At 72.1% G+C, this 25,922-nt stretch carries 25 protein-coding genes; 13 read left to right on the top strand and 12 right to left on the bottom strand.

The features are described from left to right. Nucleotides 1-3 precede the first annotated feature (3 nt). Entirely contained in the window at nucleotides 4-1,590 is a 1,587-nt protein-coding gene (locus RIU97_RS15375; RefSeq protein ID WP_404957153.1) for an acyl-CoA carboxylase subunit beta, read from the bottom strand. 131 nt (nucleotides 1,591-1,721) lie between these two features. Between RIU97_RS15375 and RIU97_RS15370 the strand changes: the two genes are divergently transcribed. From RIU97_RS15370 to hutH, 5 genes are all read left to right on the top strand, one after another. After that, nucleotides 1,722-2,588: a biotin--[acetyl-CoA-carboxylase] ligase gene (locus RIU97_RS15370; RefSeq protein WP_404957151.1), complete on the top strand. Its 867-nt coding sequence runs from the start codon at nucleotides 1,722-1,724 to the stop codon at nucleotides 2,586-2,588. 229 nt (nucleotides 2,589-2,817) lie between these two features. Continuing rightward, nucleotides 2,818-3,981, top strand: coding sequence for an adenylate/guanylate cyclase domain-containing protein (locus RIU97_RS15365; RefSeq protein WP_404957148.1), 1,164 nt, complete (start codon nucleotides 2,818-2,820; stop codon nucleotides 3,979-3,981). Nucleotides 3,982-4,183: 202 nt separating this feature from the next. Beyond that, a complete protein-coding gene (locus RIU97_RS15360; RefSeq protein WP_361770138.1) occupies nucleotides 4,184-4,984 on the top strand; it encodes an enoyl-CoA hydratase-related protein in 801 nt (266 codons plus the stop codon). Between the two features lie 84 nt (nucleotides 4,985-5,068). After that, the gene (locus RIU97_RS15355; protein ID WP_404957146.1) at nucleotides 5,069-6,184 is read left to right on the top strand and encodes a diguanylate cyclase domain-containing protein; all 1,116 of its coding nucleotides are present in this window, start codon (nucleotides 5,069-5,071) and stop codon (nucleotides 6,182-6,184) included. An 80-nt stretch (nucleotides 6,185-6,264) separates the two neighbouring features. Continuing rightward, the gene (gene hutH, locus RIU97_RS15350; RefSeq protein ID WP_404962844.1) at nucleotides 6,265-7,806 is read left to right on the top strand and encodes a histidine ammonia-lyase; all 1,542 of its coding nucleotides are present in this window, start codon (nucleotides 6,265-6,267) and stop codon (nucleotides 7,804-7,806) included. An 86-nt stretch (nucleotides 7,807-7,892) separates the two neighbouring features. Here the strand turns inward: hutH and RIU97_RS15345 are convergent, their stop codons facing one another. After that, on the bottom strand, nucleotides 7,893-8,243 hold the full coding sequence (locus RIU97_RS15345) for an LPXTG cell wall anchor domain-containing protein (RefSeq protein WP_404957143.1): 351 nt from the start codon (nucleotides 8,241-8,243) through the stop codon (nucleotides 7,893-7,895). A 164-nt stretch (nucleotides 8,244-8,407) separates the two neighbouring features. On the opposite strand from RIU97_RS15345, the gene RIU97_RS15340 reads away from it, so the two are divergent. The 3 genes from RIU97_RS15340 (at nucleotide 8,408) to RIU97_RS15330 (ending at nucleotide 11,209) form a co-directional block, all read left to right on the top strand. Next, the gene (locus tag RIU97_RS15340; protein WP_404957141.1) at nucleotides 8,408-8,692 is read left to right on the top strand and encodes a hypothetical protein; all 285 of its coding nucleotides are present in this window, start codon (nucleotides 8,408-8,410) and stop codon (nucleotides 8,690-8,692) included. 145 nt (nucleotides 8,693-8,837) lie between these two features. Further along, on the top strand, nucleotides 8,838-10,097 hold the full coding sequence (locus RIU97_RS15335) for an Ig-like domain-containing protein (protein ID WP_404957139.1): 1,260 nt from the start codon (nucleotides 8,838-8,840) through the stop codon (nucleotides 10,095-10,097). A 152-nt stretch (nucleotides 10,098-10,249) separates the two neighbouring features. After that, on the top strand, nucleotides 10,250-11,209 hold the full coding sequence (locus RIU97_RS15330; protein ID WP_404957137.1) for a GNAT family N-acetyltransferase: 960 nt from the start codon (nucleotides 10,250-10,252) through the stop codon (nucleotides 11,207-11,209). On the opposite strand, the gene RIU97_RS15325 is transcribed toward RIU97_RS15330, so the two are convergent. Then, nucleotides 11,199-12,122, bottom strand: a complete 924-nt coding sequence (locus RIU97_RS15325) for a helix-turn-helix domain-containing protein (protein WP_404957135.1) — start codon at nucleotides 12,120-12,122, stop codon at nucleotides 11,199-11,201. The two genes, RIU97_RS15330 and RIU97_RS15325, sit on opposite strands and share 11 nt — an antisense overlap. A 162-nt stretch (nucleotides 12,123-12,284) precedes the next feature. Here RIU97_RS15325 and RIU97_RS15320 point away from each other — a divergent pair, with 162 nt between their 5' ends. Then, nucleotides 12,285-13,331, top strand: coding sequence for an NAD(P)-dependent alcohol dehydrogenase (locus RIU97_RS15320; RefSeq protein ID WP_404957133.1), 1,047 nt, complete (start codon nucleotides 12,285-12,287; stop codon nucleotides 13,329-13,331). 55 nt (nucleotides 13,332-13,386) lie between these two features. Here the strand turns inward: RIU97_RS15320 and msrA are convergent, their stop codons facing one another. From msrA to RIU97_RS15300, 4 genes are all read right to left on the bottom strand, one after another. Next, entirely contained in the window at nucleotides 13,387-14,049 is a 663-nt protein-coding gene (gene msrA, locus RIU97_RS15315) for a peptide-methionine (S)-S-oxide reductase MsrA (protein ID WP_404957132.1), read from the bottom strand. Nucleotides 14,050-14,122: 73 nt separating this feature from the next. Then, complete coding sequence (locus RIU97_RS15310; protein ID WP_404957130.1) at nucleotides 14,123-15,277, bottom strand: hypothetical protein; 1,155 nt, start codon at nucleotides 15,275-15,277, stop codon at nucleotides 14,123-14,125. Continuing rightward, nucleotides 15,274-16,878 (bottom strand): M48 family metalloprotease, encoded by a 1,605-nt coding sequence (locus RIU97_RS15305; protein WP_404957127.1) that lies wholly within the window; start codon nucleotides 16,876-16,878, stop codon nucleotides 15,274-15,276. The genes RIU97_RS15310 and RIU97_RS15305 overlap by 4 nt, the downstream gene beginning before the upstream one ends. Before the next feature lie 218 nt (nucleotides 16,879-17,096). Then, nucleotides 17,097-18,203 (bottom strand): hypothetical protein, encoded by a 1,107-nt coding sequence (locus tag RIU97_RS15300; protein WP_404957125.1) that lies wholly within the window; start codon nucleotides 18,201-18,203, stop codon nucleotides 17,097-17,099. Nucleotides 18,204-18,278: 75 nt separating this feature from the next. On the opposite strand from RIU97_RS15300, the gene RIU97_RS15295 reads away from it, so the two are divergent. Continuing rightward, entirely contained in the window at nucleotides 18,279-19,436 is a 1,158-nt protein-coding gene (locus tag RIU97_RS15295; protein WP_404957123.1) for a cystathionine gamma-synthase, read from the top strand. Between the two features lie 434 nt (nucleotides 19,437-19,870). Here the strand turns inward: RIU97_RS15295 and RIU97_RS15290 are convergent, their stop codons facing one another. From RIU97_RS15290 to RIU97_RS15280, 3 genes are read right to left on the bottom strand one after another with little or no spacing between them, the layout of a single operon-like run. Then, nucleotides 19,871-20,125 (bottom strand): hypothetical protein, encoded by a 255-nt coding sequence (locus tag RIU97_RS15290; RefSeq protein WP_404957121.1) that lies wholly within the window; start codon nucleotides 20,123-20,125, stop codon nucleotides 19,871-19,873. Further along, nucleotides 20,122-20,544, bottom strand: coding sequence for a sigma factor-like helix-turn-helix DNA-binding protein (locus tag RIU97_RS15285; RefSeq protein ID WP_404957119.1), 423 nt, complete (start codon nucleotides 20,542-20,544; stop codon nucleotides 20,122-20,124). Before RIU97_RS15285 ends, RIU97_RS15290 begins: the two co-directional genes overlap by 4 nt. 57 nt (nucleotides 20,545-20,601) lie before the next feature. Next, nucleotides 20,602-21,123 (bottom strand): MarR family winged helix-turn-helix transcriptional regulator, encoded by a 522-nt coding sequence (locus RIU97_RS15280; protein ID WP_404957117.1) that lies wholly within the window; start codon nucleotides 21,121-21,123, stop codon nucleotides 20,602-20,604. A gap of 276 nt (nucleotides 21,124-21,399) precedes the next feature. On the opposite strand from RIU97_RS15280, the gene ilvA reads away from it, so the two are divergent. The 3 genes from ilvA to RIU97_RS15265 all read left to right on the top strand — a co-directional run bounded on the left by ilvA (nucleotide 21,400) and on the right by RIU97_RS15265 (nucleotide 24,641). Further along, nucleotides 21,400-22,632, top strand: coding sequence for a threonine ammonia-lyase (gene ilvA / locus RIU97_RS15275; protein ID WP_404957115.1), 1,233 nt, complete (start codon nucleotides 21,400-21,402; stop codon nucleotides 22,630-22,632). Between the two features lie 132 nt (nucleotides 22,633-22,764). After that, nucleotides 22,765-23,787, top strand: a complete 1,023-nt coding sequence (locus RIU97_RS15270) for an ATP-binding cassette domain-containing protein (protein WP_404957113.1) — start codon at nucleotides 22,765-22,767, stop codon at nucleotides 23,785-23,787. After that, on the top strand, nucleotides 23,784-24,641 hold the full coding sequence (locus RIU97_RS15265) for an ABC transporter permease (protein ID WP_404957111.1): 858 nt from the start codon (nucleotides 23,784-23,786) through the stop codon (nucleotides 24,639-24,641). Before RIU97_RS15270 ends, RIU97_RS15265 begins: the two co-directional genes overlap by 4 nt. Nucleotides 24,642-24,794: 153 nt before the next feature. On the opposite strand, the gene greA is transcribed toward RIU97_RS15265, so the two are convergent. Next, on the bottom strand, nucleotides 24,795-25,292 hold the full coding sequence (gene greA / locus RIU97_RS15260) for a transcription elongation factor GreA (protein WP_030009952.1): 498 nt from the start codon (nucleotides 25,290-25,292) through the stop codon (nucleotides 24,795-24,797). A 129-nt stretch (nucleotides 25,293-25,421) separates the two neighbouring features. Beyond that, a complete protein-coding gene (locus tag RIU97_RS15255; protein ID WP_404957108.1) occupies nucleotides 25,422-25,835 on the bottom strand; it encodes a DUF4307 domain-containing protein in 414 nt (137 codons plus the stop codon). Nucleotides 25,836-25,922: the final 87 nt, after the last annotated feature.

Raw genomic sequence — 25,922 nt, 5'->3', positions numbered from 1 at the left:
GGGCTAGAGGGGGATGTTGCCGTGCTTCTTCGGCGGCAGGGACTCCCGCTTGGTGCGCAGCTGCCGCAACCCCTTCACCACGTGCGCCCGGGTCTCGGACGGCATGGTCACCGCGTCGATGTAACCGCGCTCGGCGGCCGTGTACGGGTTGAGCAGCGCGTCCTCGTACTCGGCGATCAGCCGTGCCCGGGTCTCCTCCACATTGTCCGCCTCCGCGATGGTCCTGCGGTGCAGGATGTTCACCGCGCCCTGCGCGCCCATGACGGCGATCTGCGCCGTCGGCCACGCCAGGTTCAGGTCGGCACCCAGGTGCTTGGAGCCCATGACGTCGTACGCGCCGCCGAAGGCCTTGCGGGTGATGACGGTGATGAGGGGGACGGTGGCCTCGGCGTAGGCGTAGATCAGCTTCGCGCCGCGCCGGATGATTCCGTTGTACTCCTGGTCCGTGCCCGGCAGGAAGCCCGGGACGTCCACGAAGGTCAGCACCGGGATGTTGAAGGCGTCGCAGGTCCGGACGAACCGCGCCGCCTTCTCGGAGGCGTCGATGTCCAGGCAGCCGGCGAACTGCATCGGCTGGTTGGCGACGATGCCCACCGGGTGGCCCTCGACCCGGCCGAAACCGGTGAGGATGTTCGGCGCGAAGAGCGCCTGCGTCTCCAGGAACTCCGCGTCGTCCAGCACGTGCTCGATCACGGTGTGCATGTCGTACGGCTGGTTCGCGCTGTCCGGGATCAGCACGTCGAGCTCGCGGTCGGTGTCGGAGACCTCGGTGTCCGCCTCCTCCGGGAACGCGGGCGGCTCGGAGAGGTTGTTCGACGGCAGGTACGCGAGGAGCGACTTCACGTACTCGATGGCGTCCTTCTCGTCGCCCGCCATGTGGTGGGCCACGCCGGACGTGCTGTTGTGGGTGCGCGCCCCGCCCAGCTCCTCGAAGCCCACGTCCTCGCCGGTGACCGTCTTGATGACGTCCGGGCCGGTGATGAACATGTGCGAGGTCTGGTCGACCATGACCGTGAAGTCGGTGATGGCGGGGGAGTAGACGGCGCCGCCCGCGCAGGGCCCGACGATCAGGCTGATCTGCGGGATCACGCCGGAGGCGTGGACGTTGCGGCGGAAGATCTCGCCGTACATGCCCAGCGCGCTGACGCCCTCCTGGATGCGGGCGCCGCCGGAGTCGTTGATGCCGACGAGCGGGCAGCCCGTCTTCAGCGCGAAGTCCATGACCTTCATGATCTTCTGGCCGTAGGTCTCGCCGAGGGCACCGCCGAAGACGGTGAAGTCCTGCGAGAACACGGCCACCGGGCGGCCGTCGACCGTGCCGTAGCCGGTGACGACGCCGTCGCCGTAGGGGCGGGTCTTCTCCAGCCCGAAGCTGGTGGAACGGTGCCGGGCGAACTCGTCCAGCTCGACGAAGGACCCTTCGTCCAGCAGCAGGGCCACCCGCTCACGCGCCGTCAGCTTGCCCTTGGCGTGCTGCTTCTCCACGGCACGCGCGGACCCGGCGTGGGTGGCTTCGTCGATGCGGCGCTGCAGATCCGCGATCTTGCCCGCGGTGGTGTGCATGTCGATCGGCTCTGACGGATGTGACATCGGGGTCGCGGCTCCCTGCGTGGTGTCAACTGCCTGGTCAATTGATTGACTACTGCTGGCTACTGGTGCGTAGCGTATCGGCGGGCATGGCGCTCGGCAGTGCGGCGTTTGACACACCTACTGTGGGTTGCATGACGCCATCAGATGCATCAGCAGGAGCTTCCGCCGGTCGTTGGTCGAGTCTGGAGCGGCCGCCCCTGAACGCCGAGGGGCTGCGGCGGGCCCTCGTCACCGGGGGAGGCCTGTGGACCTCCCTTGACGTGGTCGCCACCACCGGTTCCACCAACACCGACCTCGCCGCCCGGGCCCCGGAGCTGCCCGAGGGGGCCGTGCTCGTCGCCGAGGAGCAGAGCGCCGGGCGCGGGCGGCTCGACCGGAGCTGGGTCGCGCCGGCCCGGTCCGGGCTCTTCTTCTCCGTCCTGTTCAAGCCGGGCGACGCGGTGCCGCAGGAGCGGTGGGGGTGGCTGACCCTGCTGGCCGGGGTGGCCACCGCGACCGGGCTGTCCCGTGCGGCGGGCGTGGACACCGCCCTCAAATGGCCCAACGACCTGCTGGTCAGCGTGGACGGCGAGGAGCGCAAGACCGGCGGGATCCTCGCCGAGCGCGTCGCCGACGGCGTGGTCGTCGGGATCGGGCTCAACGTCAGCCTCACCGAGGACGAGCTGCCCGTACCGGCCGCGGGCTCGCTGGCGCTGGCCAAGGCCGCCGTGACCGACCGGGACCCGCTGCTGAGGGCCGTCCTGCGGTCCCTGGAGGAGTGGTACGGGAACTGGCGCGCCGCGGGCGGAGACCCCGCCGCCAGCGGCCTCCAGGAGACCTACGCGGCGGGCTGCGCCACCCTGGGCCGCCACGTCCGCGCGGAGCTCCCGGGCGGACGCACTCTCACCGGAACGGCCGAAGCGGTGGACACCGATGGCCGCCTGGTGATCCGTACGGCCGAGGGACAGCACGAGGCGGTGGGGGCGGGGGACGTCGTCCACCTGCGCTCCGTGCACTGACGGGGCACGACGGGGATGAGGCCGGGCGCGCGGAGAAATGTGTGGAACCAGCATTTCGGGCGGGTACGGCCTCATGGGCCGCCCGGGCGCGCCGGAGGCGGACCGCGTCCCGAAAAGGGGAGGGGGAGTGAGCTACGGCACACCTGCCGTATGGTTTAGGCGATCCCGGTGCTCGTGGTGATCAACCGGTTCGCAGGGCAGTGCGCACGGAATGGACAGGAGGCGGCCCTTGACCGTCGACGACCCTACGTCCAGCGCGTCCGCCGGAGCCGGCGGCTCCGCGTCCGGCCCGGTCACCCCGATCGGCCGTGACCAGCACACCCCGCACCACGAGGTCGACCACACGGCCCAGCCGACGGCGGATCCCCTCGCCATCCGGCTGGAGCAGCTGATCCTCGGGGCCGAGCGCCGGTACACGCCGTTCCAGGCCGCCCGGAGCGCGGGCGTGTCCATGGAGCTCGCCTCCCGTTTCTGGCGGGCCATGGGCTTCGCCGACATCGGGCAGGCCAAGGCGCTGACCGAGGCCGACGTACTGGCCCTGCGCCGGCTCGCCGGTCTGGTGGAGGCCGGACTGCTGTCCGAGCCGATGGCGGTGCAGGTGGCCCGGTCCACCGGACAGACCACGGCCCGGCTGGCGGAGTGGCAGATCGACTCCTTCCTGGAAGGGCTGACGGAGCCGCCGGAGCCGGGGATGACCCGTACGGAGGTCACGTACCCCCTGGTGGAGCTGCTCCTGCCCGAGCTGGAGGAATTCCTCGTCTACGTGTGGCGGCGGCAGCTGGCGGCCGCCACCGGGCGCGTGGTGCAGGTCGCGGACGACGACGAGATGGTCGACCGGCGGCTCGCGGTGGGCTTCGCCGACCTGGTGGGCTTCACCCGCCTCACGCGGCGCCTGGAGGAGGAGGAGCTCGGCGAGCTCGTCGAGTCCTTCGAGACGACCGCGGCGGACCTGGTGGCCGCGCACGGCGGCCGGCTGATCAAGACGCTCGGCGATGAAGTGCTCTACTGCGCCGACGACGCGGCGACGGCGGCCGAGATCGCGCTGCGGCTGATCGAGACGATGGAGCTCGACGCGCAGATGCCCGAGCTGCGGGTCGGGATCGCCTTCGGCACGGTGACGACCAGGATGGGCGACGTCTTCGGGACCACGGTGAACCTGGCCAGCAGGCTGACCTCCATAGCCCCCAAGGACGCGGTGCTGGTGGACGGCGCGATGGCCGAGGAGCTCTCCCGGACCGGGGCCGCGCCGGTGTCGGAGAAGGAGGCGGAGGCCTCTCTCGGCGAGGTGTCCTACCGGTTCGCCCTCCAGCCGATGTGGCAGCGGCCGGTGCGCGGGCTCGGCGTGGTGGAGCCCTGGTCGCTGACCCGCAGGAAGCCCAAGAACCCCGCCTGACGCGCTCTCCCGGGCCCGGGCCCTTCCTCGACGGCCCGCCCGCTGGACGGGTCCGTCCGCGACCGGCGCGCACGGCCCGCCCGGCCCCCTTGCCTGCGGGCCGGAGCGCAGCCGTCCCCCGGACCCCCGCGGCCTTGACCCGGTGGCCTCCCCGCGCACTAGAGTGCGGCGATAACGCTCGTTAACCGGGAGGGTCGCAGGCATGTCTGAGCAGCGCTTCGGAGAGTTCGTCGCGGTACGTCGGGAGGGCGACGGGCACGTCGCGGAGCTGGCGATGGACCGCCCCAAGGCGATGAACGCGGTCTCGACGGAGATGGCCCGGTCGATCGGCGCGGCCTGCGCGGCGCTCGCCGCGGACCCGTCGGTACGCGTGGTCGTCCTCACCTCCACCGCCGAGCGGGCCTTCTGTGTCGGGGCGGACCTCAAGGAGCGGAACTCGCTGTCGGACGCCGAGCTGGTGCGGCAGCGGCCGACCACGCGGGGGGCGTACGGGGGCGTGCTGGAGCTTCCGGTGCCGACCATCGCGGCGGTGCACGGGTTCGCGCTGGGCGGCGGCTTCGAGCTGGCCCTGGCCTGCGACGTGATCGTGGCCGACGAGAGCGCGGTGGTCGGGCTGCCGGAGGTGTCGGTGGGCGTGATCCCGGGCGGCGGGGGCACGCAGCTGCTGCCGCGCCGGGTGGGTGCGGCGCGGGCGGCCGAGCTGATCTTCACGGCGCGCCGGGTGGAGGCGGCCGAGGCGCTGTCCCTGGGGCTGGTGGACTCGGTGGTCGCGGCGGGGCAGGACCGGGCCGAGGCCCTGGCCCTGGCGTCCCGGATGGCGGCGAACTCCCCGGTGGGTCTGCGGGCGGCCAAGCGGGCGCTGCGGCTGGGGCACGGGATGGACCTGGCGGCGGGTCTGGAGATCGAGGACGCGGCCTGGCGGACGGTGGCCTTCTCCGGTGACCGGGCGGAGGGCGTGGCGGCCTTCAACGAGAAGCGCAAGCCGAACTGGCCGGGGGAGTAGGCCGCCCGTCCGGCAGGGCCCGGGGGGTGTCCCCCCAGCAGCGTCACGCGTACCAAATCAGACAAAACTCCCTAACCTGGGGTGATGGGAGTCGACGGGCGGCTGCGGGCCGTGGTGAGCCTCGCGCAGGCGATGGCCGCGGCCTGCGCGCCGCGGGACAGTGTGCGGGCGGCGGCGCGGGGGGCGCGCACGGCGCTGGACGGCTCGTTCGCCGCGATCTCCGCGTGGGAGCGGGAGCGGGGGCGCCTGCGCGTGCTCGTGAACGAGGGCGAGCGGCGGGCCGGGGAGGAGGAGTTCCCCGAGGACGAGTCCTACCCCGTGCACGACTTCCCCGAGATCACCGAGTTCCTCCACGAACGGTGGGTGGGCGGCGGCGGACCGCACGCCTGGGTCGAGAGCGCCGTCGGCGACCGCCCGGGGCGGCGCGGGGAGGCCCTGCGCCACCGCGGCCGCGGGACCTGCGTGGTCGCACCCGTCGTGCTCAGCGGGCGGGCCTGGGGCGAGCTGTACGTCGCCCGGGACGAGGGGCTGCCCGACTTCGACGAGGACGACGCCGAGTTCGCCACCGTGCTGGCCGCCGTGATCGCGGCCGGCCTCGCGCAGAACGAGCGGCTGGAGGAGGCCCGGCGCCTGGCCTTCACCGACCCGCTGACCGGGCTCGCGAACCGCCGGGCCGTCGACATGCGGCTCGACGGGGCCCTGGAGGAGCACCGGCGCACCGGGGTGGTGGTCAGCCTCGTCGTCTGCGACCTGAACGGGCTGAAGAAGGTCAACGACACCCTGGGCCACGCCATGGGCGACCGGCTGCTGGAGCGGTTCGGGTCGGTCCTCAGCCTGTGCGGGGCCATGCTGCCCGGGGCGCTGGTCGCGCGCCTCGGCGGCGACGAGTTCTGCCTGGTCGGGGTCGGCCCGAGCGCCGACGAGGTGGTCCGGGTCACCGAGGAGGTGTGCACCCGGGCGGCCGGGCTGGAGCTGGGCGAGGGCGTGGCCTGCGGGGTGGCCTCCACCGGGGACCCGATCGGGCCGGTGAAGTCCTCCCGGCGGCTGTTCCGGCTGGCCGACGCCGCCCAGTACAAGGCGAAGGCGGCGCGCTCGGCCGGGCCGGTGGTGGCGGGGCGGGACACCGCGGTGGTCCGGCTCGCGGACGCCGCCGCCCAGGAGGCCCCGGGGGAGCGGCGCCGCTTCCGCGGGCGCCAGTAAGGGTTACTCGTCGGTCGCGATCGTGACAATTTCGCCTAGTGACATGAAGCGATTCAATCCGTAGGGTGCTGAATATGGATATGCACACTGTTGTGGTCGGGACCTCCGGGACCACTGCCGAGGACGTCATCGCCGTCGCCCGCGGCAACGCACGGGTCGAGCTGTCCGGCGAGGCGCTCGACGCACTCGCCCGCGCCCGCGAGATCGTCGACGCCCTCGCCGCCAAGCCCGAGCCCGTCTACGGGGTGTCCACCGGATTCGGCGCCCTCGCCTCCCGGCACATCAGTCCCGAGCTGCGCGCCCAGCTCCAGCGCAACATCGTCCGCTCGCACGCCGCCGGCATGGGCCCGCGCGTCGAGCGCGAGGTGGTCCGCGCGCTGATGTTCCTCCGGCTGAAGACCGTCGCCTCCGGTCACACCGGCGTACGCCCCTCCGTCGCCCAGACCATGGCCGACGTGCTCAACGCCGGGATCACCCCCGTCGTCCACGAGTACGGCTCCCTGGGCTGCTCCGGCGACCTCGCCCCGCTGTCCCACTGCGCGCTCGCGCTCATGGGCGAGGGCGACGCCGAGGGCCCGGACGGAACCGTCCGCCCCGCCGGCGAACTGCTCGCCGAAGCCGGGATCGCCCCCGTCGAGCTCCGCGAGAAGGAGGGCCTCGCCCTCCTCAACGGCACCGACGGCATGCTCGGCATGCTCGTCATGGCCCTCGCCGACCTCGGCAAGCTGTACACCTCCGCCGACATCACCGCGGCCCTCACCCTGGAAGCGCTGCTCGGCACGGAGAAGGTCCTGCAGCCCGAGCTGCACGCCATCCGCCCGCACCCCGGCCAGAGCGCCTCCGCCGCCAACATGGCCGCCGTGCTGAAGGGCTCCGGGCTCACCGGACACTTCCAGGAGGAGTCCGCCCCGCGCGTGCAGGACGCGTACTCCGTGCGCTGCGCCCCGCAGGTCGCCGGCGCGGGCCGCGACACCATGGCGCACGCCGCCCTGGTGGCCTCCCGCGAGCTGGCCGCCGCCGTCGACAACCCGGTGGTGCTGCCCGACGGGCGCGTGGAGTCCAACGGCAACTTCCACGGGGCCCCGGTCGCGTACGTCCTGGACTTCCTGGCCATCGCGGCCGCCGACCTCGGCTCCATCGCCGAGCGGCGCACCGACCGGCTGCTCGACAAGAACCGCTCCCACGGCCTGCCGCCGTTCCTCGCGGACGACGCCGGCGTGGACTCCGGTCTGATGATCGCCCAGTACACGCAGGCCGCCCTGGTCAGCGAGATGAAGCGGCTCGCCGTGCCGGCCTCGGCCGACTCGATCCCCTCCTCCGCCATGCAGGAGGACCACGTCTCGATGGGCTGGTCGGCCGCGCGCAAGCTCCGTACCGCCGTCGACAACCTGACGCGGATCATCGCCATCGAGCTGTACGCGGCCACCCGCGCCATCGAGCTGCGCCACGGGCTCACCGCGGCGCCGGCCAGCCGGGCCGCCATCGAAGCCGCCCGGGCGGCGGGTGTGCAGGGTCCCGGGCCGGATCGTTTCCTCGCCCCCGACCTGGCCGCGGCCGACGCCTTCGTTCGCAGTGGCGGCCTCGTCGCAGCGGTGGAGCCGGTGACGGGTCCGCTCGCCTGACCGCGGGCCGCTCCGGTGTGCGGCGAAGGGCCGCTCCGGGATCCCTCCCGGGGCGGCCTTTCCCGTTCACCGGGAGGGCGCCCCGTTCAGCGGGAGCGGGCGGGGGACGCGGAGTGGGAGCGGCGTACGGAGAAGGCCACGAACCCGGCCCCGACGCCGAGGAACAGCGTGCCGCCCAGCAGGTAAGGGGTGGTGTCGATGGAGCCGGTGTCGGCGAGCACGACGGACGGCGGCTGCGCGCCCGCCGCTTCGGCCGTTCCCGTGACGGTTCCGGTTCCGGACCCGTCGCCGCTCTCGGCGGTGTTCGCGCCGGCGGGCACGCCGGAAAGGCTCTCCGCGGCCCCTGGTGAGGTGGCGCCCGCCGAGGGCACGAACCACAGGGCGGCGAGGAGGGTGGTCGCTCCGAGAGCGGTGAGCAGCGGTCGGCGTGCGGACACGGTGCGATCCCCCTTGTGGCAGCAGCGAATTGGCCGTGTGCGGTGATGCTACGGAAAGGGGCGGGTCGTGGGAAAGTCAGGGCTTCCGCGGGCTTACTCTCCGTCGTATGAACCCTTCTGAGACATCACGTTACGTCCGGCTTCGGGTGGATTTGGTACTTGAGGTGCCGGATCCCCAGGCACTCACCGGAGCCGCGCTCGCGCACATCAAGGCCGACGAGTTCATGCCGGACGAGGAGCGCGGCCACGCCGAGTCCGCCGTCCGCGAGGACGAGTCGGAGGCCCTCGCCTACCTGGTGGACCCCACCGACCTGGTCGCGGAGATTCCCGGCGTGGAGCTGGCGCAGGCCTCGTGGAGCAGTGAGCCCGTCGAATACGACCCCGAGTCAATGGAGTGGGACCTCGACGAGGAAGATGGGGACTTCGACGAAGAACCCGACAACGCCTGACCGTGTGGTTGCCCACATCCCAACGGAATGTGGAACCGGCCGGCGCCGTTAACGCGTTGTCAGGACGAGGCAGGGGGATGCGTCCCCCTGCCCGGCCAACCCCGGGACGGCAGCCCCGGGGTATCCGGCAACGATGGAGTGACGTGTGAGGACGGACAGCAAGCGACGGAGAAGGTCCCTGGCGGCCATATCCGTCGTGCTCGGCGGTGTACTGATGCTCTCGGCGTGCAACGACGGGGGCGACGACAAGCCGAAGGGCAACGGCGAGGCCAGCAAGTCCCAGGCGGAGGCCGACGCGGCAGCGGCCAAGGATGCGTCGAAGGCGAAGATAACCATCACGCCGAAGGACGGCGCCACCAACGTCGGCCTCAACGACGCCGCCAGCGTCGCCGTCAGTGACGGCGCGCTCACCCTGGTCGAGCTGAAGACCAGCGAGGGCGCGGCCGTGGCCGGCAAGATCGCTGCCGACGGCAAGAGCTGGAAGCCCGACGCCGCCCTGAAGCGCTCCACGAAGTACGCCCTGGCGGCGACGGCCAAGGACGCGGACGGCCGCGAGGCCCACGAGAACGCCTCCTTCACCACCATCTCCCCCGAGAACAGCTTCGTGGCCTCCTTCGTCCCGGAGGAAGGCCAGACGGTCGGCGTGGGCATGCCGGTCTCGATCACCTTCAACAAGGCGATCAAGGACAAGAAGGCCGTCCAGGCGGGGATCTCGGTCTCCTCCAGCAGCGGCCAGGAAGTCGTCGGCCACTGGTTCAGCCCGCAGCGCCTCGACTTCCGCCCCGAGCAGTACTGGCAGGCGAACTCCACCGTCACGCTGAAGCTCGCACTGGAGGGCGTCCAGGGCGCTCCCGGCGTCCAGGGCGTCCAGAGCAAGACCGTCACCTTCAAGATCGGCCGCAGCCAGGTCTCCACGGTCGACACGAAGACGAAGAAGATGACGGTCACCCGGGACGGCGCGGTCCTCAAGACCATCCCGATCTCGGCGGGCTCCCCGGAGAACCCGACGTACAACGGCCAGATGGTGATCTCCGAGAAGTTCAAGGAGACCCGGATGGACGGCTCGACCGTCGGCTTCAAGAACGAAGAGGGCAAGGGCGAGTACGACATCAAGGACGTCCCGCACGCCATGCGGCTGTCCACGTCCGGCACCTTCATCCACGGCAACTACTGGGGATCGGACTCCGTCTTCGGCAGCGTCAACACCAGCCACGGCTGTGTCGGCCTGAACGACGCCAAGGGCGCGAACGACCCGAACCAGCCCGCCGCGTGGTTCTACGACAACACGCTCATCGGCGACGTGGTCACCGTGGTCAACTCCCCGGACAAGACCATCAAGCCGGACAACGGCCTCAACGGCTGGAACATGGCCTGGGCGGAGTGGAAGGCGGGCTCGGCCGCCTGACGCCGCGTGTGAACCGACCGCAGTCGACGGACGGCGGGGACCCCTCGGGGGTCCCCGCCGTCCGTCTTTGGCGGTGCCGGATGCCGGAGGCCGGGCGAGAGGGTGGCCGAAAACCGCTCAGTGCCGCGTCCGGGGCCCTCTAGGGTCGGGGGATGATGATCCACTCCCTCGGCCTGCCCCCGTCCGACGCCGAGGTGGACGCCTGGCTGGCCGTGCTGACCGCAGCCGCGGCCGCCGACCAGCCGCAGCTGCCCGCGCCTTCCCGCGGAGAGGTCGCGGGGCGGCTGTGCGTGCCGCCCGCACGCGGCCGGCCCGTGCTCTGGGCGGCGGACGGGGGTGCGGGCATAGCGGCCCTGGTCCTTTTCATGGACGAGAGCAACACGCACACCGCGTTCCTGGACGTGCTGACCGTACGGCCGCAGGAGCGGCGGCGGGGCGTGGGCACCGCCCTGTGGGAGCGGGCGCGCGAGGAACTGCTCGCGCAGGGCCGGACCTCGGTCGCGGCCCTGGTGGACCTGGGAGGCCCGGGGCAGGCGTTCGCGGAGTCGCTGGGGTTCGAGAACGTCCTGCCGATGGCCTGGTACGAACAGGAACTCCCGGCCGACGGGCCCGCGCGGTTCCCCGCCACCCCTGGGTACGAACTCCTCACCTGGCACGGCCTGGTCCCCGACACCTGGGCGCCGGCCGCCGCCGCGGCCCACGGGGCGATGGAGGACGCGCCGAGCGGGGACATGGACGAGCGGAGCCCGGTCTGGACGGCGCAGTGGCTGCACGCCATGCAGCAGGTGATCATCGACCGGGGAGGGGAGCCGATCACGGTCGCGGCGGTGACCGCGGCGGGCGAGGTGGCCGCCTACACGGAACTCGTCCTGCCGGACCCCTCCGGCCGGCGCGGCGTCCAGTACGACACGGTCGTCACCCCCGGCCACCGCGGCCACGGCCTCGGCCGCGCCGTGAAACTCCGCATGGCGGCCGAGGCGGCCGGGCGCTATCCCGCGCTGCGCCGGATCGCCACGACGGTGGCGGACGAGAACACCCCCATGCGGGCGGTGAACGAAGCCCTCGGCTACCGGCGGGAGCGCGACGCGGGCATCTTCCAGCTCAAGCTGTAGCCGGGCGGGGGACGCCGGCCGCCGCCGGCCGTCCCGCCGGCGGCCGCGCGGCCGCCGGCACGGTCGACGACTGGGCGTCCCAAGCGGCCAGCAGGCGCAGGGCGTCCGCCGACGCGGAGCCCGGCGCCGCGTGGAAGGTGACCAGGGACTGTGCCGGGTCGTCCGGGAGCGTCAGCGTCTCGAAGGACAGGTGCATCTCACCCACGAGCGGGTGCCGCAGGAACTTCACCCCGTGCGTCTTGTCCGCCACCGTGTGCGCCGCCCACAGCCGCCGGAACTCCTCGTTCTTCACCGACAGCTCCCCGACCAGCGCCGACAGCTGCTCGTCGTCCGGGTGCTGACCCGCGTACAGCCGCAGGTTGCTGACCACCTCGCACGCCCGGCACTCCCACTCCCCGTACAGCTCCGCCGTCGCGGGGTCCAGGAACACCAGCCGCACCAGGTTCCGCTCCGCCGCCGGCAGCGCCCCGAAGTCCCCGAAGACCGCGGCCGCCAGACGGTTCCAGCCGATGACGTCCTGCCGGTGCCCCACGAGGTACGCCGGTACGCCGTCCATCGCGTCCATCAGCGTCCGCAGCTCCGGCCGCACCTGCTGGGGGCGCCGGCCCTGCCGGCGCCTGCGCGCCTTCGGCCGGGCCAGGTCCGCCAGATGCGCCCGCTCGGTGGCGTCCAGCCGCAGGGCCCGCGCGATGGCGTCCAGGACCTCCGTCGACACGTTGTGCCCGTCGCGCTGCTCCAGCCGCGTGTAGTACGCGACCGACACTCCCGCCAGCTGCGCCAGTTCCTCGCGGCGCAGCCCGGGCACGCGCCGGCGGCGCCCGTAGTCCCGCAGTCCCACGTCCTCGGGGCGCAGCCGCGCGCGGCGGGAGCGGAGGAATTCGCCGAGGCAGGCTCGCTGATCAAGCTGGTCCATGCCGCCAGTATCACCGGGCGGCGCGCCGCGGTGCGGGCGCGAGCCTGACCCCGTCAGGGGTAGGTTCGCCGGTCATAGTCAGGACAGGGGGATGGGTGGACTTCGGCCGGACCGGCAGCGTGGGGTCCACCACCCGACGTCACCGCCCGAAGGAGCACCCCCATGTCCGTCACCCAGGTCGCCGCCTACGCCGCCCCCGCCCCCAGGGCCCCGCTGGAGCGCATCACCGTTCCGCGCCGCCCCGTCGGCGAGCACGACGTCCTCATCGACATCAAGTACGCCGGCATCTGCCACTCCGACATCCACCAGGTGCGCGACGGCTGGGGCGAGGGGATCTACCCCATGGTCCCCGGCCACGAGATCGCCGGCGTCGTCACCGAAGTCGGCGCTGGCGTCACCAGGTTCGCCGTCGGGGACCGGGTGGGCGTCGGCTGCTTCGTCGACTCCTGCCGGGAGTGCGCGTACTGCCTGCGCGGCCAGGAGCAGTACTGCGTCAAGGGCATGACCGGCACCTACAACGCGCTCGACAAGAACGGCGAGCCCACGTACGGCGGTTACTCGACCCACCTCGTCGTCGACGAGAACTACACCGTCCGCATCCCCGACGGCCTCGCCCTCGACGCCGCCGCGCCGCTGCTGTGCGCCGGCATCACGCTCTACTCCCCTCTCAGGCACTGGGGAGCCGGCCCCGGCACGAAGGTCGCGGTCGTCGGCCTCGGCGGCCTCGGCCACATCGGGGTGAAGATCGCCCACGCGCTGGGCGCGGAGGTCACCGTACTGTCGCAGACCCTCCGCAAGAAGGAGGACGGCCTGAAGCTGGGTGCCTCCCACTTCTACGCCACCAGCGACGAGGCCACCTTCGAGGAGCTGGCCGGGAGCTTCGACCTGATCCTGTCCACCGTCTCCGCTCCGCTCGGCCTGGACGCGTACCTGGGCCTGCTGAAGGTCGACGGGGCGCTGGTGAACGTCGGCGCCCCGGAGGAGCCGGTCGCCCTCAACCTCTTCTCCGTGATCGGCGGCCGCAAGACCCTCGCCGGATCGATGATCGGCGGGATCGCCGAGACCCAGGAGATGCTGGACTTCTGTGCCGAGCACCGGCTGGGCTCGGAGATCGAGCTGATCAGCGCCGACCGGATCAACGAGGCGTACGAGCGGGTGCAGGCGAGCGACGTGCGCTACCGCTTCGTCATCGACGCCTCGACGATCTGACCGGCCGGCGCGTCACTTCCGCCTGGTCACTTCCACCGGATCGCTTTCCGCCGGGTCACTCCGCCGCGGCCACGCCGATCGGGCAGGAGACGCCCGTGCCGCCGATGCCGCAGTAGCCGCCCGGGTTCTTGTCCAGGTACTGCTGGTGAGGGGCTTCCGCGGGCCAGAAGGGGCGGTCCGCCGCCGGGAGGACGGCCGTGGTGATCTCGCCGTAGCCCGAGGAGGCCAGGACCTGCTGGTAGGCCGTGCGGGAGGCCTCCGCCGTCGCCTGCTGTGCGGGGGAGTGGGTGTAGACCGCCGAGCGGTACTGGGTGCCGACGTCGTTGCCCTGGCGGAAGCCCTGGGTGGGGTCGTGGGACTCCCAGAACAGCTTCAGGAGGGCCGCGTACGAGACCTGGGACGGGTCGAAGACCACGCGGACGACCTCGGTGTGGCCGGTCAGGCCCGAGCAGACCTCCTCGTAGGTCGGATTCTCGGTGAAGCCGCCCTGGTAGCCGGCCAGGGTGGTCCACACCCCGGGGGTCTGCCAGAACTTGCGCTCGGCGCCCCAGAAACAGCCCAGGCCGAAGTCGGCCACTTCGAGGTGCGCGGGGTAGGGACCGGACAGCGGGTTGCCGAGCACGGTGTGCTTCTCGGGCAGGGCGAAGAGCGGCTCCGCGCGGCCCGTCAGGGCCTCCTCGCGGGTGGGGAGCTCGGGCGTACGGCGGTACGAGAACATGGATTCCCTCCTTGTGGCAATGACAACGGAAAGGGGCGGGCGGGGATTCCCCGGCCCGCCCCCGTTCCACGTGTCACAGGCCCGGCGTGACCTCGCGCACCGCCCAGTTCCGCGCGAACACGTACCTGGACCTCGGCGAGTAGTACCAGAGCATCGCCCCGATGTACCCGTCGATGTGCCGGAACTGCTCGACCGCCTCCGCGTCCCGGTCCTGCCAGAACAGGAACCAGGCGAGCATGTGCCGCAGCCGGATCGCCCGCCAGTCGGCCGGGTCGGCCGCCGCCAGGTCCACGAGGGCCGCCTCCACCGCCGCGGCGACCTCGGGCTCCTTGAAGAACGTCTCCGGCTTGAGGTCCGATTCGCGCAGTTCCTGCTCCACGTAGGCCGCCAGCGGCAGCAGGGACAGCAGCTCACCCGGCTTGCCCGAGGCGGCCGACGCCCGCGCGAAGGCCAGCGCCGTCTCGTGCGAGCCGCGCCACTTCGCGCACCAATACTGCAGGGCGTTGGTGTGCGCCGACAGCACCTTGGGGTCGCGGCCGGTGATCTGCGCCCACAGCTCGCCGTACTGCTCGTGCGAATAGCCCAGGCCCTGCCCGATGGGCTGCTCCACCATGTACGGGACCGGGTCCGCCGGATCGGCCATCCGCTGGGCCTCGTGCACGTCCGCCTGCGCCTTGGCGAGCAGCTCGTGGAAGATCCGGAACTGCTCCTGCGTGGTGCGGCTGCCGGCCTGGCTGCCGCGCACGTTCCACGCCACCAGGATGCTCGTGTCGGCCTTCACCAGTGCCGCGGTCGCGTCGGTGGGCCGGGCCGCGCGCCAGGCCAGCAGCCAGGTGTCGTCCTCGGCAGCCACCTCCGACAGGACGCGGACGCGCTGCCAGCGCTCCTCCCAGTCCGTCCCGCACGCCTCGACGTACGCGGCCCCCGCCTCCCAGTCGCCGGCGCGCACCGCGTCGAGTGCGGCCGTACGCTCGGGCGGAACGGGCAGGGCGTTCTCGGTGTCGAGGTCCTCCTCCGCCACGAAGCCCAGCGCGACGACCTCGGCCGCCTCCCGCGCCTTCCGCTCGGCCTTGACGGCGGCGGTGCGGTCGTTCGTGGCCGCGGTCTGCGCCTCCAGTACGGCGACCTCCGCCTCCAGCCGCTTCGCCTTGCGCAGGAAGTAGACCCCCCGCAGGATCTTGTACGCGCCACCCGCCAGCAGGAGGCCGAGGATGGAGAGACCGATCACGGGGCAAGCACCAGCTTTCGCAGGGATTCGGTGTCGGGCTGGTCGGAGACGGCCGCGTCCAGGGCCAGGCCGAGCTGCTCCTCGAAGCCGTCGGCCGGGTAGACCAGAGCGGCCGAGTCGGACCAGGACAGCTGCCAGCGGGCGGCGCCACGAGCCGTCAGCTCGACGCTGACCAGCTGGTTCAGGGCGCGCCGCAGGACCGGGCGGGCGAACTCGCGCGCGGTGCGGCCGGTGGCGGCCGCCGCCTGCTCGGACTTCGGGAAGCGGTCGGCGATCCGCCAGCGCACCGCCGGGTCGGCGTCGAACGCGTCGAGCAGTTCGGCGAGTCGGGGGCCCGCGCCCTCGGCGGCGAACGCCTCCCGGATCTCCTCCGCGCCCTGGTCGACGTACAGGGTCATGGACTCGTGGACGAGGTCCTCCCAGTCCACCCGCTTGAGCGCGAGGGCCTCGGGGGTGAGGACGGCCTGCTCGAGCGCGGTCAGCGCCGCGTCCGCGTCGGCCAGCAGATCCAGGGCCGGACGGGCGGCCTGCCCGGCGCGGCCGTCGTCGGGCAGCGCCTCGATACGGGTCACGCGCTCGGCGAGCGCGGGGTGGGAGTCGTACGGCGAGGTGGGCTCGGTCGACAGCTCCTCGCGCAGCTCGTCCAGATCGGCCGAGCGGGCGTCCAGCAGCCGGCGCAGCCCGCCGAAGACCTGGCCGGGGCGGGGCAGCAGGCCGGCGCCGACGCCGAGGGTGGCGTACGAGCTCATGTAGAAGCCGTGCGCCGAGTCGAGGGCGTTCAGCTCGCGCAGGGCGGAGGCGGCGGAGTCGCGGCCGGCGACGCTGACCGAGGCGAGGTCGGCGGCGAGCTCCTGACGGCGGGCGGTGGAGCGGGTGGCGCGCATGTAGAAGTTGCCGTACGCCGTGTAGATCTTGGCCATGCCGCGGTACGTCGCACCCAGGCCCGGGGTCTCGACGATCGTGGCCTTCCTGCCCTTGGCGATCCGCTTGGCGGCGTGCTTCTCCTGCCGCGCGCGCTCCTTGGCGACCTTCTTGTCGGAGCGCTCGTGGAAGTGGGCGATGGTGCGGATCAGCTGGGCGCGGCCGCGGGCGATCAGCGGGGTGAGCCGGGTGTCGAAGTTGGCGTAGTGGCCCATCTCGTGGGCGAGTACGGCGCGCAGCTGCATCTCGTCCAGGCCCATCATCAGCGGCAGGCCGAGGTAGAGGCGACGGGTACCGGGCCGCAGGCCCAGCAGCGAGGACTCCTCGCTGACGGCCGCGTTCACGTCCTCGATCAGCACGATCTCGTCGGGCGCGCGGGTGCCGACCTGCCGGGCGACGTCACGCACGGCCTCCCACAGCGCGGGCTCCTGGTCCTCGCTGACGGTGACGGTGATGCCGGCCTGCGGCTCGCTCTTGGGGGTGCGCAGCATGAACATGCCGCGCACGATCGGGATCGCGAGGACGAAGGAGAAGATGACGATCTTGTAGACGATCGCGCCCTGCAGCCAGGTGAAGACGGCGTAGTCGGCGCCCGCGAGGGCTGCCAGCAGGAAGACGCCGAGCAGGTAGAAGCCGGCGAGCAGGACGAGGGCGCGCAAGGCGCGCAGTGAAGCGCCCATTTAGGACAGATCCCCCCACGGGATGAAAGTGGCGCGAAGTGCGTGGCGGGATGAGAAGGCCGCCGCCTGCCGCATCATGCGGCTCAGTGGTCACTTACAGCAACTTTATTCGCCAGAGATTCTTCCTGGCCCGTGGGGGTCGCGGACCGGTGGGGCACCACCCCACCCCGAAGCCCCGCCCGGAGGGCTACCGCCGACCCGCCTGGAAGGCGACCGGCCTAGCTCGGGAGGGTCGCCGGCGATCCCCCGTTCGCCTCGTACCCCGCCACCGCCAGCGCCCGGTACACCGCGTACTCCGCCGCCGGGTCCGCCGTGGCCGACCACGGCAGCGCGCCCACGTAGCCGTCCACGTGCCGCACCTGCTCCATGGCCTCCGCCCAGCGCTCCATGTTGACCAGGAACTTCAGCAGCAGGTGCCGTACGTGCGCCAGCATCGGGTCGTCCTGGCGCGCGGTGTTCACCGCGTACAGCGCGCCCTCCACCGCCCGCGTCACGACCGCGCTCTGGTAGAAGCTGCCGCTCAGGACGATCTCGGGGGTGTTCTCGTACACCGCGAACAGCGGCAGCGCCGCCAGCAGCGAGCCCTGCGGCGCGCGCGCCGCGGCCGCGTGCGTGAAGGCGTCCGCCTTCTCCCGCGAGCCGTGCCACTTCGCGCACCAGTAGTGCAGCGCCGCCAGGTGCGCCCCCATGTGCTCCGGCGCCCGGTCGATGACCTCCGCCCACAGGGTGTCGAACTCCGCCTCCGAGTACGCCAGACCCCGCGCGATCGCCAGCTCCGTGATGTACGGGACCGGGTCCGCCGGCGCCAGCAGCGCGGCCCTGCGGCACGCCTCCCGGGCCTCTTCCAGGATGATCCGGTGATCGGCGGACCCGACCCCGCCCGAGTGCCGCCACGCCTGCTGCACCAGCAGCTCCGCGTGCACCTGCGCGCCGCCCGCGTCCTGCTCCGCGTCCAGCCGCCACGCCTTCAGCCACTGCGCACCCACACCCGGCTGCGCCACCAGTTCCAGCGCCGCCGCCCCGCCGAAGGCCTGCACGCGCTGCCAGCGCCGCTCGCCCTCCCGCGGGGTCCCGGCGAGCAGCTGCGAGGCGGCCTGCCACTGGCCGGTGCGCTGCACGTTGTCGAGGGCGTCCATCAGATCCTGGTCGGGCCCGGGGATCCGGATGTCGAGCTCCTCCTGCCGGTCGAATCCGTAGTTCGCCGGGTCGGCGGCGTCAGGGCTGCCCGGCGCGACCAGGCGGATGCCGCCGCGCCTGCGCAGGACGTACGGACCCAAGATGAACACGATCATGAGCATCGCGAACAGCAACCACAGAATCTCCATGCCTCCAGCGAACCAGACCGAGGGGGCCGCAGGCCAATAGGGGACCCGAACCCGGGCGGGGCATAGCATCTGACCATGAGCGACGACAGCCACGAGCACCAGAGCTTCGAGACCCGCGCGATCCACGCGGGCAACACGGCGGACCCGCAGACCGGCGCGGTCGTACCCCCGATCTACCAGGTCTCCACGTACAAGCAGGACGGCGTCGGAGGACTGCGCGGCGGCTACGAGTACAGCCGCAGCGCCAACCCGACCCGCACCGCGCTGGAGGAGAACCTCGCGGCGCTGGAGGGCGGCCGTCGCGGGCTCGCCTTCGCGTCCGGACTGGCCGCGGAGGACTGCCTGCTGCGTACGCTGCTCTCCCCGGGCGACCACGTGGTCATCCCCAACGACGCGTACGGCGGCACCTTCCGCCTCTTCGCGAAGGTCGTCTCCCGCTGGGGCGTGGAGTGGTCGGTGGCCGACACCTCCGACGCGGACTCCGTACGGGCAGCCCTCACCCCGAAGACGAAGGTCATCTGGGTCGAGACCCCCTCCAACCCGCTGCTCGGCATCACGGACATCGCCGTGGTCGCCGACATCGCGCGGACGGCGGGCGCCAAGCTGGTCGTGGACAACACCTTCGCCTCCCCCTACCTGCAGCAGCCCCTCGCGCTGGGCGCGGACGTGGTCGTGCACTCGCTGACCAAGTACATGGGCGGGCACTCCGACGTGGTCGGCGGCGCGCTGGTCACCGCGGACGCGGCGCTCGGCGAGGAACTGGCCTACCACCAGAACGCGATGGGCGCGGTGGCCGGTCCGTTCGACTCCTGGGTGGTGCTGCGGGGCATCAAGACCCTCGCCGTACGCATGGACCGGCACGCGGAGAACGCGGGCAAGATCGTCGAGGTGCTCAAGCGGCACCCGAAGGTCACCAAGGTCCTCTACCCGGGCCTGCCCGAGCACCCGGGTCACGAGGTCGCCGCCAAGCAGATGCGGAACTTCGGCGGCATGGTCTCCTTCCAGGTCGCCGGTGGCGAGGAAGAGGCCGTCGCGGTCTGCGGCCGCACCAAGATCTTCACCCTGGCCGAGTCGCTGGGCGGCGTCGAGTCCCTCATCGAGCACCCGGGGCGCATGACGCACGCGTCGGTGGCCGGCTCGGCGCTCGAGGTGCCGGCGGACCTGATCCGGGTCTCGGTCGGCATCGAGAACGCGGACGACCTCATCGCGGACCTCACCCAGGCCCTGGGCTAGCCGCCCCCGTCCCCGGCGGGGCGTGCGCGCCGGCCGCGCCGCCACTGCCGGGCCCCCGCCCCGGACCCCCGCGCCTCAAACGCCGGCGGGGCTTGGTTCGGCCCGCCGCCTGGGTCGGACCATTTCAGCCCCTCGGGTGTTTGAGTGGGGGTCCCCACGGATGAAGTCTGGGGGAGGTCCGGGCGGAGCCCGGTGCCCGGCGGAGCCGGGTTCCCTGGGGCTTCGCCCCAGACCCCACGCCTCAAACGCCGGCGAGGCTGGGTTGGGCCGGCCGAAGCCGGGCTCCGCCCCGACCCCCACTCAAACGCCGGCGAGGCTGAAATGGCAGGGCTGTGTCGGCGCCGGGGATGGGTTTGGCCGGCGAAGCCGGGTCTGGCCCGGCAAGGCCGAGTTGCGCCCGGCAGGTGGGGTCAGCGGCGAGGCTGGGGAGGGGGCTACCAGCCCTCCAGGGGTGGGGAGATGCCGCTCGGCGGGGCGGCCCAGGGGCGGGTCAGGGAGGCCCAGACCGTGAAGGCCACCGCGGCAGCGAAGAGCACCGCCCACCCCAACCGCCGCAGCGCCCGCCGGCGCCGCAGCAACCGGTCGCCCCGGGCCGCCGCACCGGCCGCGAGGCCCGCCGGCACCGCCGGGTACGGACCCTCCAGCAGCTGCTTGACCTGGGCTTCCTTCCGGTCCGGGACCCCGCTCACGCCACCTCCCGGGACCTCAGCGCGGCCACGGCCCCGTTGCACAGCACCCGTACCCGCTCGACCGTCAGCCCGAGCTGCGCCGCCGTGACCTCCTCCGCGACCCCTTCGTAGAGCCGCAGGACGAGGACGAGCCGCTCCGGCGGGCTCAGCCGCGCCAGTACGCCGGAGCCGCCGTGGTGGCGCCAGCCGGTCCGGGCGAAGGCCGCGCACAGCTGCTGGCGGGTGAAGTCGTACGGGTCGTCCCCGCGCAGGCGCAGCCAGCTCGCGTACGTACGGGCCAGTGCGCCCGCCAGCAGTCGCCGTGCCGCTTCCGGCTCACCGGTCAGCAGCACCGCGACATGCAGGAGCCGCCCCGCCGCGCCCGCGACGAAGGCCTCGAACTCCGCGTAGGAGCCAGCCTGTTGATCAACCACCCGCATAGTCCACATAGTGCGGGCAGCGGGACCGTCCAGGTCAATAGGACGGACGGACTCCGCTCAGGATGCCGGGCCGGCTTCGGCCACGGCCGCCATCAGTTCCGAGAGCGACAGGTTGAAGCGCGTCAGCAGTCCGGTGAAGGATTCCCGCTCGTCCTCGCTCCATCCCTCCGTCACCCGGGCCATCAGCTCGCGCCGCGAGGAGCGGACCTCCTCCAGCCGCGCCAGCCCCCGCGGGGACAGCGCGAGCACCACGGCCCGCCCGTCCTCGGGGTGCGAGGTCCGCTTGACCAGACCGCTGTCGACCAGCGGCGCGACCTGCCGGGTCACCGTGGAGGAGTCGATTCCCATGCCGCCGGCGAGCGCCTTGACGCCCATCGGGCCCTCCAGGTCGAGCCGGTTCAGCAGCAGGTAGGCGGCGCGGTCCATGGAGTTGCGGGCCTGGCCCACACCGCCCAGGCGGGTCTGCTCGGCGCGGCGGGCGAAGACGGCCACCTGATGTTGGAGCGCGTCGAGGAGACCGCCTCCGGCGGGCGCGTCGGCCGCCGCGGGCAGGTCGGAATTGGCCGGGGTGGAAGGCATGGCCGTGGGCTCTCTTCGCGTGGGTCCGACAAGGATGGGGGACAGAGTACGCGGCCGTGCGGCGGCTCGTACGCCTCGTACGAGAACTGATACGGCCCGTCCGGGCCGCCGTCCCGCACGCGTCCCGGATGGCGAGATTTCGCCCCTCCGCAAGGTCCTCCGCGAGGTCCTCCCCGAGGTCCTCCTCCAGGTCCTCTCCGAGGCCCGCCCGCGCCCCTGCCGGAGCCTCTTCCTCCGCTTCGAGCTGCCCCGCCCGCGGGCTGCGAGACTGGCGGCATGAACTACCGCGTGCCCGAGCCCGTCCCGCAGGTCATCCTCGACGACGTCCGGGGGGCTCAGAAGATGCTCTCGGGCGTCTCCCGGGTCACGCCGATGGAAGGCAGCCGGCACCTCTCCTCACTCACCGGGTCCCCGGTCCACTTCAAGTGCGAGAACCTCCAGCGCACCGGCTCCTTCAAGCTGCGCGGCGCCTACGTCCGCATCGCGGGCCTGCGCCCCGAGCAGCGGGCCGCCGGCGTCGTCGCGGCCAGCGCCGGCAACCACGCGCAGGGCGTGGCGCTGGCCTCCTCCCTCCTCGGGGTCCGCTCCACCGTGTTCATGCCGGTCGGGGCGCCGCTGCCGAAGGTGGCCGCGACCCAGGAGTACGGCGCCGAGGTGCGCATGCACGGGCAGGTCGTCGACGAGACCCTCGCGGCCGCCCAGGACTACGCGGACCGCACCGGCGCGGTGTTCATCCACCCCTTCGACCACCGTGACATCATCGCGGGCCAGGGCACGGTGGGCCTGGAGATCCTGGAGCAGTGCCCGGAGGTGCGGACCATCCTCGTCGGGATCGGCGGCGGCGGGCTCGCGGCCGGTGTCGCGGTCGCGGTGAAGGCGCTGCGGCCCGACGTGCGGGTCGTCGGGGTCCAGGCGGCTGGCGCGGCCGCGTACCCGCCCTCGCTCAGGATCGGGCACCCGGTCTCGATCGACGACCCCAACACGATGGCGGACGGCATCAAGGTCGGCCGCCCCGGCGACGTCCCCTTCAAAATCATTGGCGAGCTGCTCGACGACGTGCGTACGGTCTCCGAGGACGCCCTCTCCAGCGCTCTGCTGCTCTGCATGGAACGGGCGAAGCTGGTGGTCGAACCGGCAGGGTGCAGCACGGTCGCGGCCCTGCTCAGCGAGCCCGAACTGTACGGCGGCGGCCCGGTGGTGGCCGTCCTGTCCGGCGGCAACGTCGACCCGCTGCTGCTCCAGCGGATCCTGCGGCACGGCATGGCGGCGGCGGGCCGGTACCTGTCCCTGCGGCTGCGCGTGGCCGACCGCCCCGGGGCCCTGGCCGGGCTCCTGGCGGTGTTGTCAGTGGTGGATGCGAACGTACTTGATGTGAGCCACGTACGGACCGACCCGCGGCTGGGGCTCACGGAGGTGGAGGTGGAGCTGCACCTGGAGACCAAGGGCCCGGAGCACTGCGCGGAGGTGGCGCGGAAACTGCACGCCGCGGGATACAAGGTGATGAGCTAGACGGCGGACGCCGTCGGGGTGCCGGCATCACCCGTTCGGCCGGGCGAGACCCATTCGGCGCTCATAGGATTTGCGTAGCAATGCCCTGAAAGCCTCGATTCTACTGGCCCGATTCACACTGGGAGAATCCATATGCCAGGCGCTATCTACGCCGAAGGTCTGGTCAAGACCTTCGGCGATGTACGGGCTCTGGACGGCGTGGACCTCGATGTCCCCGAAGGCACCGTCCTGGGTCTGCTCGGCCCCAACGGTGCGGGCAAGACCACGACCGTGCGCGTCCTGACCACCCTCCTCCAGCCCGACAGCGGCAAGGCCGTCGTCGCCGGCATCGACGTGCTCAAGCACCCCAACGAGGTCCGCCGGGCCATCGGCCTCTCCGGCCAGTTCGCCGCCGTCGACGAGTACCTGACCGGCCGCGAGAACCTCCAGATGGTCGGCCAGCTCTACCAGATGAAGGCCAGGGCCGCGAAGGCGAGGGCCGCCGAACTGCTCGAACGCTTCAACCTCGGCGACGCCGCCGACCGCACCGCCAAGACCTACTCCGGCGGCATGCGCAGGCGCCTCGACCTCGCCGCCGCCCTCGTCGTCAGCCCGCCCGTCATGTTCATGGACGAGCCGACCACCGGCCTCGACCCCCGCAACCGCCAGCAGCTGTGGGGGATCATCCAGGAACTGGTCGCCGGCGGCACCACCCTGCTGCTCACCACCCAGTACCTGGAGGAGGCCGACCACCTCGCCCACGACATATGCGTGGTCGACCACGGCAAGGTCATCGCCCGCGGCACCTCCGACCAGCTCAAGGCCCGTACGGGCGGCGAGCGCGTGGAGGTCGTCGTCCACGAGCGGGACCACATGGCCACCGCACGCGAGGTGCTCGCCGGCTTCGGCAAGGGCGAGACCACGGTCGAGGAGCACACCCGCAAGCTGACCGTGCCGGTGTCGGGCGGCGCCAAGCTGCTCGCCGAGGTCATCCGGGAACTGGACGGCCGCGGCATCGAGATCGACGACATAGGCCTGCGCCGCCCCACCCTCGACGACGTGTTCATCTCCCTCACCGGCCACGCGGCCGAGCAGGCGGCGGAAGAGAACGGCGACGGCGCGGCCGGTGCCGAGGCCAAGGGCCGCAAGGCGGCCCGGAAGGAGGCGGCGAAGTGACCCTCACCTCCCCGATACCGGACATCACGGCACCCCGCCCGCGCGGCGGCATCGTCCAGAGCGTCAACGACTCCCTCGTCGTCGCCAAGCGGAACCTGATCCGGATGTCCCGGATCCCCGAGATGATCATCTTCGGCGTGATTCAGCCGGTCATGTTCGTCGTCCTCTTCAGCTACGTCTTCGGCGGCTCGATCAGCGTCGGCGGCAGCACCTCGCCCGCCGCCTACCGCGAGTTCCTGATGGCGGGCATCTTCGCCCAGACCGTCACCTTCGCCACCGCGGGCGCCGGCGCGGGCATCGCGGACGACATGCACAAGGGCCTGATCGACCGGTTCCGCTCACTGCCCATGGCACGCGGCGCGGTCCTCACCGGGCGCACCCTCGCCGACCTCGTCCAGACCACGCTCACCCTCTTCGTCCTGGCGGTCGTGGCCCTGATCGTCGGCTGGCGGACCCACACCAGCTTCGGCGAGGTCCTGGCCGGCTTCGGCCTGCTGCTCCTGCTCGGCTACGCCTTCTCCTGGATCGGCGCCCTGATCGGCCTGTCGGTGCGCACCCCGGAGGCGGCCACCTCGGGCGGGCTGATCTGGCTCTTCCCGCTGACGTTCATCTCGAACGCCTTCGTCCCCTCCGAGAACATGCCGCCCTTCCTGCGGACCATCGCGGAGTGGAACCCCTTCAGCGCCACCGTCCAGGCGTCCCGCGAGCTCTTCGGCAACCTCCCGGAGGGCTACCCGGTCCCGGACGCGTGGCCCATGCAGCACCCGATCACGGCGTCCATCCTCTGGTCGCTGCTGATCATCGTGGTCTTCCGGTCCCTCGCGGTCCGCAAGTACCGCTCGGCGACGGTGTAGGCCGGCCCGTACGCGGGGTGCCCGTTCGAGGGGTGCCCGTACGCACGTCCCGTACACACGCGCCCGTACACACGACGATGCCCGGCCGGAGAACCGAACCCGGCCGGGCATCGTGCGTGAAGCGGAAAAACGGAGGGCGGAGACCGAGGGTGATCAGCCGGTGAAGGGCTTGACGTCCAGGATCTTGACCGAGGCCTTCTTGCCGTTCGGCAGCTCGTACTCGGCGTCCTCGCCGATCGCCTTGCCCAGCACACCGCTGCCCAGCGGGGACTGCGGGGAGTACGTCTCGAAGTCCGAGGACGCGTACTCGCGGGAGGCCAGGAGGAACTCCATGGTGTCGTCCTCGTCGCCGTCGAAGGCGATCTTGACGAGCGTGCCCGGGGCGACGACGCCGTCGGACGCGGGAGCGGTGCCGACCTTGGCGTTCTCCAGGAGCTGCGTGAGCTGGCGGACCCGGAGCTCCTGCTTGCCCTGCTCCTCCTTGGCCGCGTGGTACCCGCCGTTCTCGCGCAGGTCGCCCTCCTCGCGGGCGGCTGCGATCTTCGTGGCGATCTCCGTGCGGGCGGGACCAGAGAGGTAGTCCAGCTCCGCCTTCAGCTGGTCGTACGCCGCCTGGGTCAGCCAGGTGACGCTTTCGCTCGTCTGGGTCACGGGTGCTCCTCGTCGGTACAGGGGACTACAAAGCCGCCAGCGGCGGACGAAACCACGAGCCTAACAATTCGGGAAGAAAAGGGGGAGGACCCCAGAGGCTCATTGCCCCGTCGGCCGCGTCGTCAAGCCTCAGCGGGCGGAAGCCGCCGGCTGGCAGCCGATCAGCTCGATCATCGTGGCACGGCTCGTCGTCCTGAGGGAGACGACCTCGTCCACCCGGCTCTCGGGCTGGGCGAAGGTGAAGTCGGCACGGCCCACCTCGCCGTGCCCCTTGTCCTGCGAGCTCAGGGAGCAGACCCCGGTGACCGAGGCATCCTTGCGGACCTCCAGGTGCACCTTGACCTCGGTGTCCGAAATCACCTGGAACTTGATCACCTCGGCGCTCACGCTCTGCCCCGCGACGTAGTCCCAGCCGATCCAGCCGACCACACCCAGCAGCACGGCGCCCAGCGCCGATCCGACGATCTTGAGCTTCCGGTCCGTACGCTCGTCCGCCGACCGGCCGTACCGGCCCTCGGGCAGTCCCTCGCGCACCGCGCTCATGATCGTTTCCTCTCTGCGGGGAGGGTGGGCACCCCTGGAATTTTCCGTCCCCCAGTTCGGTCACTATAGAAGCCGACCGTCGCGCCG

It is taken from the genome of Streptomyces sp. 147326, from assembly GCF_045000215.1.
Classification (GTDB): Bacteria; Actinomycetota; Actinomycetes; order Streptomycetales; family Streptomycetaceae; genus Streptomyces.
This window is presented reverse-complemented; position numbering and strand designations above follow the sequence as displayed.

What these genes read in the sequence shown, in the direction of transcription:
- RIU97_RS15375 (WP_404957153.1), bottom strand. Translation starts at nt 1,590, where the DNA reads ATGTCACATCCGTCAGAGCCGATCGACATGCACACCACCGCGGGCAAG.
- RIU97_RS15295 (WP_404957123.1), top strand. Translation starts at nt 18,279, where the DNA reads ATGAGCGACGACAGCCACGAGCACCAGAGCTTCGAGACCCGCGCGATC.
- RIU97_RS15360 (WP_361770138.1), top strand. Translation starts at nt 4,184, where the DNA reads ATGTCTGAGCAGCGCTTCGGAGAGTTCGTCGCGGTACGTCGGGAGGGC.
- RIU97_RS15355 (WP_404957146.1), top strand. Translation starts at nt 5,069, where the DNA reads ATGGGAGTCGACGGGCGGCTGCGGGCCGTGGTGAGCCTCGCGCAGGCG.
- RIU97_RS15280 (WP_404957117.1), bottom strand. Translation starts at nt 21,123, where the DNA reads ATGCCTTCCACCCCGGCCAATTCCGACCTGCCCGCGGCGGCCGACGCG.
- RIU97_RS15370 (WP_404957151.1), top strand. Translation starts at nt 1,722, where the DNA reads ATGACGCCATCAGATGCATCAGCAGGAGCTTCCGCCGGTCGTTGGTCG.
- RIU97_RS15300 (WP_404957125.1), bottom strand. Translation starts at nt 18,203, where the DNA reads ATGGAGATTCTGTGGTTGCTGTTCGCGATGCTCATGATCGTGTTCATC.
- hutH (WP_404962844.1), top strand. Translation starts at nt 6,265, where the DNA reads ATGCACACTGTTGTGGTCGGGACCTCCGGGACCACTGCCGAGGACGTC.
- msrA (WP_404957132.1), bottom strand. Translation starts at nt 14,049, where the DNA reads ATGTTCTCGTACCGCCGTACGCCCGAGCTCCCCACCCGCGAGGAGGCC.
- RIU97_RS15270 (WP_404957113.1), top strand. Translation starts at nt 22,765, where the DNA reads ATGCCAGGCGCTATCTACGCCGAAGGTCTGGTCAAGACCTTCGGCGAT.
- RIU97_RS15325 (WP_404957135.1), bottom strand. Translation starts at nt 12,122, where the DNA reads ATGGACCAGCTTGATCAGCGAGCCTGCCTCGGCGAATTCCTCCGCTCC.
- RIU97_RS15285 (WP_404957119.1), bottom strand. Translation starts at nt 20,544, where the DNA reads ATGCGGGTGGTTGATCAACAGGCTGGCTCCTACGCGGAGTTCGAGGCC.
- RIU97_RS15305 (WP_404957127.1), bottom strand. Translation starts at nt 16,878, where the DNA reads ATGGGCGCTTCACTGCGCGCCTTGCGCGCCCTCGTCCTGCTCGCCGGC.
- ilvA (WP_404957115.1), top strand. Translation starts at nt 21,400, where the DNA reads ATGAACTACCGCGTGCCCGAGCCCGTCCCGCAGGTCATCCTCGACGAC.
- RIU97_RS15255 (WP_404957108.1), bottom strand. Translation starts at nt 25,835, where the DNA reads ATGAGCGCGGTGCGCGAGGGACTGCCCGAGGGCCGGTACGGCCGGTCG.
- RIU97_RS15330 (WP_404957137.1), top strand. Translation starts at nt 10,250, where the DNA reads ATGATGATCCACTCCCTCGGCCTGCCCCCGTCCGACGCCGAGGTGGAC.
- RIU97_RS15320 (WP_404957133.1), top strand. Translation starts at nt 12,285, where the DNA reads ATGTCCGTCACCCAGGTCGCCGCCTACGCCGCCCCCGCCCCCAGGGCC.